The 14,078-nt window shown below is 75.2% G+C and carries 9 protein-coding genes, 1 pseudogene and 1 riboswitch; all 10 genes and pseudogenes read left to right on the top strand.

The window, feature by feature from the left end; genetic code table 11:
- Nucleotides 1-10 precede the first annotated feature (10 nt).
- The gene (locus ABD335_RS26380; RefSeq protein WP_344327980.1) at nt 11-1,255 is read left to right on the top strand and encodes an inorganic phosphate transporter; all 1,245 of its coding nucleotides are present in this window, start codon (nt 11-13) and stop codon (nt 1,253-1,255) included.
- 64 nt (nt 1,256-1,319) lie between these two features.
- Nucleotides 1,320-1,538 carry a hypothetical protein gene (locus ABD335_RS26375; protein WP_344327978.1) on the top strand — a complete coding sequence of 73 codons (219 nt, stop codon included), beginning with the start codon at nt 1,320-1,322 and terminating at the stop codon, nt 1,536-1,538.
- A gap of 213 nt (nt 1,539-1,751) precedes the next feature.
- Nucleotides 1,752-1,875: riboswitch (cobalamin riboswitch) on the top strand.
- 188 nt (nt 1,876-2,063) lie between these two features.
- The gene (locus ABD335_RS26370; RefSeq protein WP_344328060.1) at nt 2,064-3,011 is read left to right on the top strand and encodes a cobalamin biosynthesis protein; all 948 of its coding nucleotides are present in this window, start codon (nt 2,064-2,066) and stop codon (nt 3,009-3,011) included.
- The gene (locus ABD335_RS26365) at nt 3,008-4,519 is read left to right on the top strand and encodes a cobyric acid synthase (protein ID WP_344327976.1); all 1,512 of its coding nucleotides are present in this window, start codon (nt 3,008-3,010) and stop codon (nt 4,517-4,519) included. Before ABD335_RS26370 ends, ABD335_RS26365 begins: the two co-directional genes overlap by 4 nt.
- 89 nt (nt 4,520-4,608) lie before the next feature.
- Entirely contained in the window at nt 4,609-8,295 is a 3,687-nt protein-coding gene (gene cobN / locus ABD335_RS26360) for a cobaltochelatase subunit CobN (RefSeq protein ID WP_344328059.1), read from the top strand.
- The gene (locus ABD335_RS26355) at nt 8,292-10,463 is read left to right on the top strand and encodes a putative cobaltochelatase (RefSeq protein ID WP_344327975.1); all 2,172 of its coding nucleotides are present in this window, start codon (nt 8,292-8,294) and stop codon (nt 10,461-10,463) included. The genes cobN and ABD335_RS26355 overlap by 4 nt, the downstream gene beginning before the upstream one ends.
- Nucleotides 10,463-11,068, top strand: coding sequence for a cob(I)yrinic acid a,c-diamide adenosyltransferase (gene cobO, locus ABD335_RS26350; protein WP_344327973.1), 606 nt, complete (start codon nt 10,463-10,465; stop codon nt 11,066-11,068). The genes ABD335_RS26355 and cobO overlap by 1 nt, the downstream gene beginning before the upstream one ends.
- Before the next feature lie 18 nt (nt 11,069-11,086).
- A complete protein-coding gene (locus ABD335_RS26345; protein WP_344327972.1) occupies nt 11,087-12,484 on the top strand; it encodes a cobyrinic acid a,c-diamide synthase CobB in 1,398 nt (465 codons plus the stop codon).
- A complete protein-coding gene (gene cobI / locus ABD335_RS26340; RefSeq protein ID WP_344327971.1) occupies nt 12,481-13,239 on the top strand; it encodes a precorrin-2 C(20)-methyltransferase in 759 nt (252 codons plus the stop codon). The genes ABD335_RS26345 and cobI overlap by 4 nt, the downstream gene beginning before the upstream one ends.
- Before the next feature lie 65 nt (nt 13,240-13,304).
- Nucleotides 13,305-14,078: pseudogene (gene cobM / locus ABD335_RS26335) on the top strand (precorrin-4 C(11)-methyltransferase); the annotation flags it as partial.

The following is a 14,078-nucleotide window of genomic DNA, read 5'->3' as shown; positions in this document are numbered from 1 at the left end:
GCCTGGGTGAATGGAAAACATCACGCTTCTCATCGGGATCGTGATCGTCACGGCCTTGGTGTTCGACTTCACCAACGGCTTCCACGACACGGCCAACGCCATGGCCACCACCATTTCCACCGGGGCACTCAAGCCCAAGACCGCGGTGGCGATGTCGGCCGTCCTCAACCTCATCGGCGCCTTCATCTCGGTCGAGGTGGCCGCCACCATCTCCAAGGGCCTCATCAACGAGGATTCCGGCATCGATCCGGCCGTGGTCCTGGCGGGGTTGGTCGGAGCGATCATCTGGAACCTGCTGACCTGGCTGGCGGGCCTCCCCTCCAGCTCCTCGCACGCCCTCATGGGCGGCCTCATCGGCGCCACCATCGCCTCCGTCGGCGTCGGCGCCGTCTCCATGAGCGCGGTCGTCTCCAAGGTCCTGCTCCCGGCGCTGGCGGCGCCGCTGGTCGCCGGCATCGCGGCGATGCTCGCCACCCGGCTCACCTACCGGATCACCCGGAACACCGATGAGAAGGACGTGGCCAAGGGCTACCGGGCCGGGCAGATCGCCTCGGCCGCCCTGGTCTCCCTCGCCCACGGCACCAACGACGCGCAGAAGACGATGGGCGTCATCACCCTCGCCCTGATCTCCGGCGGCGTGCTGGGCGCCGACGCCGACCCGCCGCTGTGGGTCATCGCCTCGGCCGGCATCGCGATCGCCCTGGGCACCTACCTGGGCGGCTGGCGGATCATCCGCACCATGGGCAAGGGCCTCACCGACATCCGGCCGGCGCAGGGCTTCGCCGCCCAGACCAGCTCGGCCGTCACCATCCTGGCCTCCTCCCACCTGGGCTTCGCGCTCTCCACCACGCAGGTCTGCTCCGGCTCGATCATGGGCTCCGGCCTGGGCCGCAAGGGCGGCACGGTGCGCTGGAACACCGCCGGCCGCATGGTCGCCGCGTGGGGCCTGACCCTTCCGGCCGCCGGCCTGGTGGCCGCGGGCGCCGCCCTCCTGACCACCCAGGGCGACTGGGGCGTCACCGTCGTCACCGTCCTGACCGTGGTGGCCTGCGCCGCGATCTGGTTCGCCTCCCGCCGGGAGCCGGTGGACCACACCAACGTCAACGACGTCGAGCCGATCGCGCCCGTCGCCGTCGAGACCCTCGACACCGCCGTGCAGGTCGGCGTCCCGCCGCAGCCCGCCGTCGAGGAGGCCGACGCCGCCGACGCCGAGGCGAAGCCCGCCGTCTCCGCCCCCCTCTCCCCCACCTCGTAACACCGCCTCGTACACACCGCGCGGGCCCCAGGGAACCGCACGGAACCGCAAAGGAAACAGCCTCATGGACATCGACTGGGCCGCTCTCGGCCAGGTCTTCGGGGTCAGCCTCGTGATGACGGTCGGCCTGGTGTGCGTCTTCACCTTCGGCATCGTCGGCACCCGCACCGACCACGGGACGGGCGACGGCGGCGCCGGCCTCCTCGGCCGCGTCGGCGCCTACGCCAGCTTCGCCCTGTGCGCGGCGGCCGTGGCGTACGGCATCTACATCATCGCGGCCTGATCGACATCCCCCTCTCGGGCGCCCGACGACCGTCGTCGGGCGCCTTTTCCCTGTCACGAGCCGGGCGCGCACGCGATGTGACGCGCCGACAGGCGCACACCGCGCACACCGGCGTCGTGTGCCCTTCCGCACACTGCGCCGTCGCAGGTCACCGCGGAGTTGACGCCTCTTCCCGGGCATGGTGGACTTCCCGTTGCCCAACGGCGGCAGGAGAGGAAGCCGGTGCGAATCCGGCGCGGTCCCGCCACTGTCACCGGGGAGCGCTCCCCACCCAGGGCCACGGCTCGTGCATCGGGCTGGAAGGCCGGGGAAGCGCGGATCCGGGAGCCAGGAGACTCTCACCGCCGGTCACGTCGATCCAGGGCGAGGACCCTGAGTGAGGACATACCGCCATGCCCGGCATTCCGCCTGCCCCCTTTCCCACCGCGGTGACCGTACGAGGCGCGACGGCACGCTGACGCCATGCGCGCCGACCACGACACCACCGCCGCTCCCCCGGCCCTGTCCGCGGACCCCGCGCCCCCGATGCCGGGCCACGCGTACGGAGCGCTGCTGGGATACCTGTTCGACCTGATCGCCGGCGATCCCCGCCGCGGCCACCCCGTCGCCGCCTTCGGGCGTGCCGCAGCGGCCCTGGAGCGCCTGCTGTGGCGCGACCACCGCGGCGCGGGCGCGCTGTACACCGCCGTGTGCGCGGGCGGCGCCGTGGCCGCCGCGGCGGCGCTGGACCGTGCCGCGCGCCGCTCCCCCGCCGCCCGTACCGCCCTGACGGCCACCGCGACCTGGACCGTGATCGGCGGCAGCAGCCTGGCGCGCGAGGCCCGGACGATCGCCGCCGCCCTGGAGGCCGGCGACCTCGACGCGGCGCGCGCCCGGCTGCCGCACCTGTGCGGACGGGACCCGCAGGCGCTGGACGCCGACGGCATCGCCCGGGCGGTCGTGGAGTCCGTCGCCGAGAACACCTCCGACGCCGTGGTCGGCGCCCTGGTGTGGGGCGCGGTCGCCGGCGTGCCCGGCCTGGCGGGCTTCCGGGCCGTCAACACGCTGGACGCGATGGTCGGTCACCGCTCGCCGCGCCACCTCCGCTTCGGCTGGGCCTCGGCCCGGCTGGACGACGTCGTGGGCCGGCCCGGCTCCCGGCTGACCGCGCTGCTGGCCGTCCTCGCCGGCCCCGACCCGCGCGGCGCGCTGCGCGCCTGGCGGGCGGACGCCCGGCGTCACCCCAGCCCCAACGCCGGGGCGGTCGAGGCGGCGTTCGCGGGCGCGCTGGGCGTACGGCTGGGCGGGACGCTGTCGTACGGCGGACGGGTCGAGCACCGCCCGGTGCTCAACGCCTCCGGCCGTCCGGTGCGCGTGGCGGACATCGAGCGGGCGGTGCGCCTGTCGCGCCGGGTGGGCGCGCTGGCGCTGGCGGTGTGCGCCGGTGCCGCGGCCCTGCGGGAGCAGCGGAACACACGGAAGGGGAAGCGGTGACGGGTGGCGCACTGCTGGTCGCGGGGACGACCTCGGACGCGGGCAAGAGCGTGGTCACGGCCGGCATCTGCCGCTGGCTGGCCCGCAGGGGCGTGAAGGTGGCGCCGTTCAAGGCGCAGAACATGTCGCTGAACTCCTTCGTCACGCGCGACGGCGCCGAGATCGGCCGCGCCCAGGCCATGCAGGCCGCCGCGGCCCGGGTGGAGCCGACCGCGCTGATGAACCCGGTGCTGCTCAAGCCGGGCGGCGACCGCACCAGCCAGGTCGTGCTGCTGGGGAGGCCGGTGGGCGAGTTGAGCGCCCGCGGCTACCACACGGGACGGCAGGAGAGGCTGCTGGGAACGGTCCTCGACTGCCTGGCCGAGTTGCGGCGCACCCACGACGCGGTGATCTGCGAGGGCGCCGGCAGCCCGGCCGAGATCAACCTGCGGCGCAGCGACATCGTCAACATGGGCCTGGCCCGCGCCGCCTCCCTGCCGGTCGTGGTGGTCGGCGACATCGACCGCGGCGGCGTCTTCGCCTCCCTCTTCGGCACCACCGCGCTGCTCTCCCCCGAGGACCAGGCCCTGGTGGCCGGGTACCTGGTGAACAGGTTCCGCGGCGACGTGACGCTGCTGGAGCCCGGTCTGGAGATGCTGCGCGGCCTGACCGGACGGCCGGTGCTGGGCGTCCTGCCGTACCGGCACGGGCTCGGCATCGACGAGGAGGACGGGCTGCGCGTGTCGCTGCGCGGCACCGTCCGCGAGTCGGCCGTCGCGCCGCCGCACGGCCGCGACGTGCTGCGCGTCGCGGTGGTGCCCGTGCCGCTGATGTCGAACTTCACGGACGTGGACGCGCTGGCGGCCGAGCCGGGCGTGGTGGTGCGGTTCTGCGACCGGCCCGAGGAGCTGGCCGACGCCGACCTGGCGATCGTGCCCGGCACCCGCGGCACCGTGAAGGCCCTCGCCTGGCTGCGCGAGCGCGGGCTGGCCGACGCGCTGGTCCGCCGGGCCGCCGAGGGACGCCCGGTGCTGGGCATCTGCGGCGGCTTCCAGATGCTGGGCGAGCGGATCGAGGACGAGGTGGAGTCGCGGGCCGGGACGGTCGACGGCCTGGGACTGCTGCCGGTGCGGGTGCGCTTCGCGCCGGAGAAGACCCTGGCCCGGCCGGTCGGCGAGGCGCTGGGCGAGCGGGTGGAGGGCTACGAGATCCACCATGGCGTGGCCGAGGTGACCGGCGGGGACGAGCCGTTCCTGGACGGCTGCCGCACCGGTTCGGTGTGGGGCACCCACTGGCACGGGTCGCTGGAGAGCGACGGCTTCCGGCGCGCCTTCCTGCGGCGCGTGGCGGCGGACGCGGGACGGGCGTTCGTCCCCGCCCCCGACACGTCCTTCGCCACGCTCCGCGAGGAGCAGCTCGACCGGCTGGGCGACCTGGTGGAGGAGCACGCCGACACCGACGCGCTGCTGCGGCTGATCGAGGACGGCGCGCCGGAGGGCCTGCCGTTCGTACCGCCGGGGGCGCCGTGACCGGTATGACCGGTGTGACCGAGGAAATCGACGCGACCGACGCGACCGACGCGACCGACGCGAAGGGCGTACGGACCGATGGGAGTTCCATGAGCACGGTACTGCTGCTGTCCACCGCCGACACCGACCTGCTGGCGGCCCGTGCCTCCGGCGCCCCGTACCGCATCGCCAACCCCGTGCGCGTCGACGTCGCCGGGGAGCTGCCGGGGCTGATCGAGGGCGCGGACATCGCCGTCGTGCGCCTGCTGGGCGGCCGGCGCGCCTGGGAGGAGGGGCTGGAGGCGCTGCGGGCCTCCGGCGTCCCCACCGTGCTGCTGGGCGGCGAGTCCGTTCCGGACGCCGAGCTGATGGCGATGTCCACCGTTCCGGCGGGCGTGGTGGCCGAGGCGCTGAAGTACCTGGTCGCGGGCGGGCCGGAGAACCTGGCCGAGCTGGTGCGCTTCCTGTCCGACACGGTGCTGCTGACCGGCCACGGCTTCGCCGAGCCGCGGCCGATGCCCGAGTACGGCGTCCACGGCGACCGGAGGTCCGACCCGTCCCGGCCGACCGTGGGCGTGCTGTTCTACCGGGCCCACGAGCTGTCGGGGAACACCGCCTTCGTCGACACGCTGTGCGACGCGATCGAGGAGCGCGGCGCCAACGCCCTCCCCGTCTACTGCGGTTCGCTGCGCGGCGCCGAGGAGGGCCTGTACGAGCTGCTGGGCCGGGCCGACGCGCTGGTCGCCACCGTTCTGGCCGCGGGCGGCACCCGTGCGGCGGACGCGAGCGCCGGCGGCGACGACGAGGCGTGGGACGTGGGCGCCCTGGCCGCGCTGGACGTGCCGGTGCTCCAGGGCCTGTGCCTGACCGGTTCCCGCGCCGCCTGGGAGTCCTCGGACGCGGCGCTGTCGCCGATGGACGCCGCGATGCAGGTGGCGATCCCGGAGTTCGACGGGCGGCTGATCACCGTGCCGTTCTCCTTCAAGGAGGAGGGCCCCGACGGCGTGCCCGTCTACGTCGCCGACCCCGAGCGGGCCCGGCGCGTGGCCGGCATCGCGGTGCGGCACGCCGCGCTGCGGCACAAGCCGAACGCCGAGAAGCGGATCGCCCTGGTCTTCACCGCCTACCCGACCAAGCACTCGCGGGTGGGCAACGCGGTCGGTCTGGACACCCCCGCCTCGGCGGTGGAGCTGCTGCGGGCCCTGAAGGCCGCCGGCTACGACACCGGCGAACTGCCCGAGACCGGCGACGAGCTGATCCACCGTCTGATCGCCGCCGGCGGCCACGACGTGGAGTGGCTGACGGAGGAGCAGCTCGCCGCCGCGCCGGCCCGGGTGCCGCTGCGGGACTACCGCCGGTGGTTCGCCGCGCTCGACCCCGAGCTGCGCGACGCCGTGCGCGAGCACTGGGGCGAGCCGCCGGGCTCGCTGTACGTGGACGGCGAGGGCGAGGACGCCGAGATCGTGCTGGCCTCGCTGCGGTTCGGCAACGTGATCGTGATGATCCAGCCGCCGCGCGGCTTCGGCGAGAACCCCATCGCGATCTACCACGACCCGGACATGCCGCCCTCCCACCACTACCTGGCGGCCTACCGGTGGATGGAGCACTCCTTCGGCGCCGACGCGGTGGTCCACATGGGCAAGCACGGCACGATGGAGTGGCTGCCGGGCAAGGGGCTGGGCCTGTCGGCCGGTTGCGCGCCGGACGCGGTGCTCGGCGACCTGCCGCTGGTCTACCCGTTCATCGTCAACGACCCCGGCGAGGGCACCCAGGCCAAGCGCCGCGGCCACGCCACCGTCGTCGACCACCTGGTGCCGCCGATGGCGCGGGCCGACTCCTACGGCGACCTGGCCAAGCTGGAGCAGTTGCTGGACGAGTACGCGCTGGTGTGCGACCTGGACCCGGCCAAGGCCCCGGCCGTGCGCAGCCAGATCTGGACGCTGGTGCGGGCCGCCGAACTCCACCACGACCTCCACGTGGAGGAGCAGCCGGACGAGGACGAGTTCGACGAGTTCGTCATGCACATCGACGGCTGGCTGTGCGAGATCAAGGACGTGCAGATCCGCGACGGCCTGCACGTCCTGGGCGGCGGCCCGGTGGGCGAGTCGCGCGTCAACCTGGTGCTGGCCGTGCTGCGTTCGGCGCAGGTGTGGGGCGGCGTCGGCGGTGCGCTGCCGGGTCTGCGGGCGGTGCTGGCCGAGCACGTGGGGCTGGAGGAGGCCGCGCTGCTGGCCGAGCCCGGCGCCCGTGTCGAGGTGCCGAAGGCGCTGACGTCCCTGGCGGACGGTCCGGCGCGGACCGCCTCCGACGCGATCGACCTGCTGGAGCACCTGGCGCGGCGGCTGGTGGAGGGCATGGAGGCCCGCGGCTGGGCACGCGAGGCGGCCGGCGAGGTGGCCGCCGAGGTGCTGGGCACCGAGGTGCCGGGCGCGGTGCGGGCGTTGGAGTTCGCCGCGGACGAGGTCGTGCCCCGGCTGGCGCGCACCACCGACGAGATCGGCAACGTCCTCCACGCGCTGGACGGCGGGTACGTCCCGGCCGGTCCCTCCGGGTCGCCGACCCGCGGCCTGGTCAACGTCCTGCCGACCGGCCGCAACTTCTACTCCGTGGACCCCAAGGCGATCCCGTCCCGGCTGTCGTGGGACGTCGGCAGCGCGCTGGCGGACTCGCTGCTGGCCCGGCACCTGGCCGACCACGGCGCGTACCCGACGTCGGTGGGCCTGACGGTGTGGGGCACCTCCTGCATGCGCACGCAGGGCGACGACATCGCGGAGATCCTGGCGCTGCTGGGCTGCCGGCCGGTGTGGGACGACGCCTCGCGGCGGGTGACGGGCTTCGAGATCGTGCCGCTGGAGGAGCTGGGGCGTCCGCGCATCGACGTCACCGTCCGCATCTCCGGCTTCTTCCGCGACGCCTTCCCGCACGTGGTGGGCCTGGTGGACGACGCGGTGCGGGCGGTGGCCGAGCTGGACGAGCCCGCCGAGTCCAACTACGTCAAGGCCCACGCGGACGAGGACACCGCCGCGCACGGCGACCGGCGCCGGGCCACGGCGCGGATCTTCGGCTCCAAGCCGGGCGCGTACGGGGCCGGGCTGCTGCCGCTGATCGACGCCCGCAACTGGCGCTCGGACGCGGACCTCGCCGAGGTGTACGCGGTGTGGGGCGGCTACGCCTACGGGCGCGGCCTGGACGGCCGCCCGGCGCGCGGCGACATGGAGACGGCGTTCCGCCGCATCCAGGTGGCCGCCAAGAACGTCGACACCCGCGAGCACGACATCGCCGACGCCGACGACTACTTCCAGTACCACGGCGGCATGGTCGCCATGGTCCGCCACCTGACGGGCTCCTCCCCCGAGGCGTACGTCGGCGACTCGGCCGTGCCGGACCAGGTGAAGACGCGGACGCTGGGCGAGGAGACCCACCGGGTCTTCCGGGCGCGGGTGGTCAACCCGCGCTGGATGGCGGCGATGCGGCGCCACGGCTACAAGGGCGCCTTCGAGATGGCCGCGACGGTGGACTACCTCTTCGGCTACGACGCCACGGCCGGGGTGGTGGACGACTGGATGTACGAGAAGCTCGCGAGCGCCTACGTCTTCGACGAGACCAACCAGGACTTCATGCGGCGCTCCAACCCGTGGGCGCTGCGCGGCATCACCGAGCGGCTGCTGGAGGCCGCCGACCGCGAGCTGTGGGCCGAGCCGGAGGCGGAGACCCTGGACCGGCTCCGGCAGCTCTACCTCGAACTCGAGGGAGACCTCGAAGGCGGCTCCGACGACGATCCGGAGGACGACGCATGACCACCACGGCCACCTACCCGTTCACCGCGATCGTCGGGATGGACGACCTGCGGCTGGCGCTGCTGCTGAACGCGGTCTCGCCGGCCGTCGGCGGCGTCCTGGTGCGCGGCGAGAAGGGCACGGCGAAGTCCACGGCCGTACGGGCGCTGGCCGCGCTGATGCCCGAGGTCGAGGTCGTCCCCGGCTGCCGCTTCTCCTGCGATCCGCGCCGGCCCGACCCCGAGTGCCCGGACGGGCCGCACGAGGCGGGGCACGGCGAGAGCCGGCCCACGCGGATGGTCGAGTTGCCCGTGGGCGCCTCGGAGGACCGGCTCGTGGGGGCCCTGGACATCGAGCGGGCGCTGGCGGAGGGCGTGAAGGCGTTCGAGCCGGGCCTGCTGGCGGACGCGCACCGGGGCGTCCTCTACGTCGACGAGGTCAACCTGCTCCACGACCACTTGGTGGACCTGCTGCTGGACGCCGCCGCGATGGGCGCCTCGTACGTCGAGCGCGAGGGCGTCTCGGTGCGGCACGCCTCCCGCTTCCTGCTGGTGGGGACGATGAACCCCGAGGAGGGCGAGCTGCGTCCGCAGCTGCTGGACCGCTTCGGGTTGACGGTGGAGGTCGCCGCCTCCCGCGAGACCGACGAGCGGATGGAGGTCGTGCGCCGACGCCTGGCCCACGACGAGGACCCGGCCGCCTTCGCCGCCCGCTGGGCCGACGAGGAGACGGCGCTGCGGGAGCGGATCGCGGCGGCGCGCGCGCTGCTGCCGCGGGTGCGGCTGGGCGACGCCGCGCTGCGGCAGATCGCCGCCACCTGCGCGGCGTTCGAGGTGGACGGCATGCGCGCCGACATCGTGATGGCCCGCACCGCCTGCGCGCTGGCGGCCTGGGCGGGACGTACCGACGTGGTCGCCGAGGACGTCCGGCAGGCCGCGCTGCTGGCCCTGCCGCACCGCAGGCGCCGCAACCCCTTCGACGCGCCCGGCCTGGACGAGGAGAAGCTCGACGAGACGCTCCGGCAGAACGGCGGCGGGGACGGCGGGGACGACGAGCCGGACCCGGACGGGCCGGACGGCGGTCCCGGGAACGGTCCCGGCGGCGGGCGGCCTCCGCAGGGCGGGCCCGAGGAGCCGTCGGGCGCCTCGGACGGCTCCGAGCCGTCCGAGCCGTCGGTGCCGGAGCAGTCGCGGGGCCGCGAGGACGGCGAGGGCACCGGACCGGGCCGGGGCGGCGGGGAGCAGGCCCCCGCCCGCGCGGGCGAGCCGTTCCGCACCCGGGCCCTGTACGTGCCCGGCGTGGGCGAGGGCGCGGCCGGACGGCGCTCGCGGGCCCGCACCGCGCAGGGCCGCACCACCGGCGCCCGCCGCCCGCACGGCGCGCTGGGCAGGCTGCACCTGGCCGCGACCGTCCGGGCCGCCGCCCCGCACCAGCGGGCCCGGGGGCGCACCGGGCCGGGCCTGGTGGTCCGCCGGGACGACCTGCGCGAGGCCGTGCGCGAGGGACGGGAGTCCAACCTCGTGCTCTTCGTCGTGGACGCCTCCGGCTCGATGGCCGCCCGGCAGCGGATGGGCGCCGTCAAGGGAGCGGTGCTGTCGCTGCTGCTGGACGCCTACCAGCGCCGCGACAAGGTCGGCCTGATCACCTTCCGCGGCTCGGGCGCCGAGGTCGCCCTGCCGCCCACGTCCTCCGTGGACGCCGCCGCCGCGCGCCTGGAGTCGCTGCCCACCGGTGGCCGCACCCCGCTGGCCGCCGGGCTGCTGAAGGCCCGTGACGTGCTGCGGGTGGAGCGGCTGCGCGACCCGTCGCGGCGTCCGCTGCTGGTCGCCGTCACCGACGGGCGGGCCACGGAAGGACGGGCGGCGCGAAGCGCCTCGGCCGGGGGTGGTGGTCGGGCGACGGAAAGAGGAGCGGCGCGAAGCGCCTCGGCCGGGGGCGGCGGTCGGGCGACGGGTGGGACCGGACCCGTCGTACGGGCGCGGCAGGCGGCACGGCTGCTGGCCGCCGACGGCATCGCCTCGGTGGTGGTCGACTGCGAGTCGGGCCCGGTGCGGCTGGGCCTGGCCGGCGCGCTCGCCCGCGAGCTGGGCGGCCCGGCGGTGACGCTGGACGAGCTGCGCGCCGACGCCGTCACCTCGCTCGTCCGCTCCGCACAGAACTCGAACCGGAACCTTGGGAGGGCCGCGTAGTGCCGAAGGGACAGCCGAGCGTCGTACCCGACGACGGACTCACCACGCGTCAGCGCCGCAACCGTCCGCTGCTGGCGGTGCACACGGGCGTCGGCAAGGGCAAGTCGACGGCCGCGTTCGGGCTGGCGCTGCGCGCCTGGAACCAGGGCTGGCCGATCGGGGTGTTCCAGTTCGTGAAGTCCGCCAAGTGGCGGGTCGGCGAGGAGCGTGCGCTGCGCGTGCTGGGCGCGAGCGGCGAGGGCGGTGCCGTCACCTGGCACAAGATGGGCGAGGGCTGGTCGTGGATCCAGCGGGACGCCCGGGACGCCCTCTCCAGCGAGGAGGCGGCGCGCGAGGGCTGGGAGCAGGTCAAGCGCGATCTGGCGGCCGAGACCCACCGGCTGTACGTGCTGGACGAGTTCACCTACCCGATGCACTGGGGCTGGGTGGACACCGACGAGGTCGTGGAGGTGCTGCGCACCCGTCCCGGCACCCAGCACGTGGTGATCACCGGGCGGAACGCGCCGCGGGCGCTGATCGACGCCGCCGACCTGGTGACGGAGATGACCAAGGTCAAGCACCCGATGGACGCCGGCCAGAAGGGCCAGCGGGGCATCGAGTGGTGAGCGGGTGACGAACCTTCCATGAGCACGACCGTTCCCCGGCTGGTCGTCGCCGCGCCCTCCTCGGGCAGCGGCAAGACCACCGTCGCCACCGGTCTGATGGCCGCCTTCACGGCGGCCGGACTGGCCGTCTCCCCGCACAAGGTGGGGCCGGACTACATCGACCCGGGCTACCACGCGCTGGCCACCGGGCGTCCCGGACGCAACCTCGACGCGTACCTGTGCGGCCCGGAGCTGATCGCGCCGCTGTTCCTCCACGGGGCGGCCGGCGCGGACCTGGCCGTGGTCGAGGGCGTGATGGGGCTGTACGACGGCGCGGCCGGGCAGGGGGAACTCGGTTCGACCGCGCAGGTGGCGAAGGTGCTGCGGGCGCCGGTGGTGCTGGTGGTGGACGCCTCCTCGCAGTCCCGCTCGGTGGCGGCGCTGGTACACGGCTTCGCGTCCTGGGACCCCGAGGTGCGGGTCGCGGGGGTGATCCTCAACAAGGTGGCCTCCGACCGCCACGAGGAGCTGCTCCGCGAGGCGCTGGACGCCTCGGGGGTGCCCGTGCTGGGCGTCCTGCGCCGCGCCCCGCAGATCGGCGCCCCCTCGCGGCACCTGGGCCTGGTCCCGGTGGCCGAGCGGCGGGCGGAGGCGGCCGAGGCGGTGGCGGCGCTGGCGGAACGGGTGCGGTCCGGCTGCGATCTGACGGCGCTGCTCGCCCTGGCGCACTCCGCGCCGCCCCTGCCCGGGGAACCGTGGGAGCCCCCGGCCCCGCCCGCCGGGGCGCCGCGCGGGCGGCGCCCGGTGGTGGCGGTCGCGGGCGGGGCCGCGTTCACCTTCTCCTACGCCGAGCACGCCGAACTGCTGCGGGCGGCGGGCGCCGAGGTGGTCCCCTTCGACCCGCTGCGGGACACCGGCCTGCCGCCGGACACGGCCGGGCTGGTCGTCGGCGGCGGCTTCCCCGAGGTGTACGCGCCGGAGCTGTCGGCGAACGAGCCGCTGCGCGCGGCCGTCGCGGACCTGGCCGCCTCGGGGGCGCCGATCGCCGCCGAGTGCGCCGGACTGCTCTACTTGGCGCGGGAGTTGGACGGCGCCCCGATGTGCGGGGTGCTGGACGCCACCGCCCGGATGACCGAGCGGCTCACCCTCGGCTACCGCGAGGCGGTCGCCGTCGGCGACAGCGTCCTGGCCGCCGCCGGGACGCGGGTGCGCGGCCACGAGTTCCACCGCACGACGGTGGAGCCGGGTGCCGGGTCCCCGGAGACGGACCAGGCACCGGCGTGGGGCCTGACCTGGGGGGCCGCACGCGACCGGCGACGGGTCGAGGGCTTCGTGAGGAACCACGTGCACGCCTCGTACCTGCATGTGCACTGGGCCGCCGAGCCGTCCCTGGCCCGGCGCTTCGTCAACCGATGTGTCGAGAGGTGTGCCGCGTGAACAGCACCGACAGTGGGCCACGGCTGATCGGCGTCGGGGTCGGCCCCGGCGATCCGGACCTGGTGACCCTCAAGGGCGTGAAGGCGCTGCGTTCGGCGCGCGTGGTGATCGTGCCCGTGATGGAGGACGGCGGCACGGGCCGGGCGGAGGCCACCGTGCTGCACTACGTGTCGCGCGAGCGGGTCGAGCGGGTGGTCTTCGCGCTCAACGAGCGCAGCGACCGGGCCCGCCGGGAAGCCGCCTGGGACGCGGCGGGCGAACGCGTCGCCGAACTGCTGCGCGCCCACGGCACCGTGGCCTTCGCCACGATCGGCGACCCCAACGTCTACTCCACCTTCACCTACCTCGCCCAGACCGTCGGCGCCCTGGTGCCCGAGACGGTCGTGGAGACCGTGCCGGGCATCACCGCGATGCAGGACCTGGCCGCGCGCGGCGGGGCGGTGCTCACCGAGGGGACGGAGCCGTTGACGCTGGTGCCGGTGACGGCCGGATCGGCGGTGCTCAGGGAGGCCCTCCAGGGGCCGGGCACGGTGGTGGCGTACAAGTTCGGGCGGCTGGCCGGCGAGGTCGCCGAGGCGCTGCGCGCCTCGGGCCGTCTGGAGGGGGCCGTGTGGGGGTCGTCGCTGGGACTGCCGGAGGAGTCGATCCGCCCCGCGTCCGAGCTGGAGGCGGAACTGGCCGCCGGGGGCGCCCTGCCCTACCTGTCCACCCTGATCGCCCCCGCCCGCCGCGACCGCCGAGGAGGCAAACTGTGACCGCCGCACCCAGCCCCGACCCGACCGCCGCCGCGTCCCGTACCGACGCGCCCCGCGCCGGGAAGGTGACCATCGTGGGCGCCGGGCCCGGCGCCGCCGACCTGCTCACCTTCCGCGCCGCCCGCGCCATCGCCGAGGCCGACGTCGTGATCTGGGCGGCCAGCCTGGTGCGCGAGGAGGTGCTCGAACACGCCCGTGCGGACGCGGAGGTCCTGGACTCGGCGTCGATGTCCCTGGAGGACGTCGTCGCCGTCTACGAGCGGGCCGCCCGCGAGGGCCTGCGGGTCGCCCGCGTCCACTCCGGCGACCCGTCCCTGTGGGGCGGCACCCAGGAGCAGGTGGACCGCTGCGCGGAGCTGGGCGTCGAGGTGGAGATCGTGCCCGGGGTGTCGTCGTTCTCGGCGGTGGCGGCCATCGCGGGGCGGGAGCTGACGATCCCGGAGGTGGCCCAGTCGGTGATCCTCACCCGGCTGGGCGGCGGCAAGACGCCGATGCCGCCCGGCGAGGAGGTGCGGGAGTTCGCCCGGCACGGCACGACCATGGCGATCTTCCTGTCGGCGGCGCGGTCCGGGCAGTTGGCGGTGGAGCTGCTGGAGGGCGGCTATCCGACCGACACCCCGGTGGTGATCGCCCACCAGGCGACCTGGCCGGACGAGCTGGTGCTGCGCTGCACGGTCGGCACGCTGGAGGAGACCGTCAAGGAGCACCGGCTGTGGAAGCACACGCTGTTCCTCGTCGGCCCGGCGCTGTCGGCCTCCGGCACGCGCTCGCACCTGTACCACCCGGGGCACTTCCACGGGTACCGCCGGGCCGAGCCCGCCGCGCGGCGGGCGCTGCGG

Source organism: Streptomyces macrosporus (assembly GCF_039533145.1).
Lineage (GTDB): Bacteria > Actinomycetota > Actinomycetes > Streptomycetales > Streptomycetaceae > Streptomyces > Streptomyces macrosporus.
Note: the sequence above shows the minus strand (reverse complement) of the source record. Positions and strands in the feature narration are given on the sequence as shown.

Coding starts and splice junctions, on each gene's coding strand:
- ABD335_RS26380 (WP_344327980.1), top strand. CDS start 11: ATGGAAAACATCACGCTTCTCATCGGGATCGTGATCGTCACGGCCTTG.
- ABD335_RS26375 (WP_344327978.1), top strand. CDS start 1,320: ATGGACATCGACTGGGCCGCTCTCGGCCAGGTCTTCGGGGTCAGCCTC.
- ABD335_RS26370 (WP_344328060.1), top strand. CDS start 2,064: ATGCCGGGCCACGCGTACGGAGCGCTGCTGGGATACCTGTTCGACCTG.
- cobN (WP_344328059.1), top strand. CDS start 4,609: ATGAGCACGGTACTGCTGCTGTCCACCGCCGACACCGACCTGCTGGCG.
- ABD335_RS26355 (WP_344327975.1), top strand. CDS start 8,292: ATGACCACCACGGCCACCTACCCGTTCACCGCGATCGTCGGGATGGAC.
- ABD335_RS26345 (WP_344327972.1), top strand. CDS start 11,087: ATGAGCACGACCGTTCCCCGGCTGGTCGTCGCCGCGCCCTCCTCGGGC.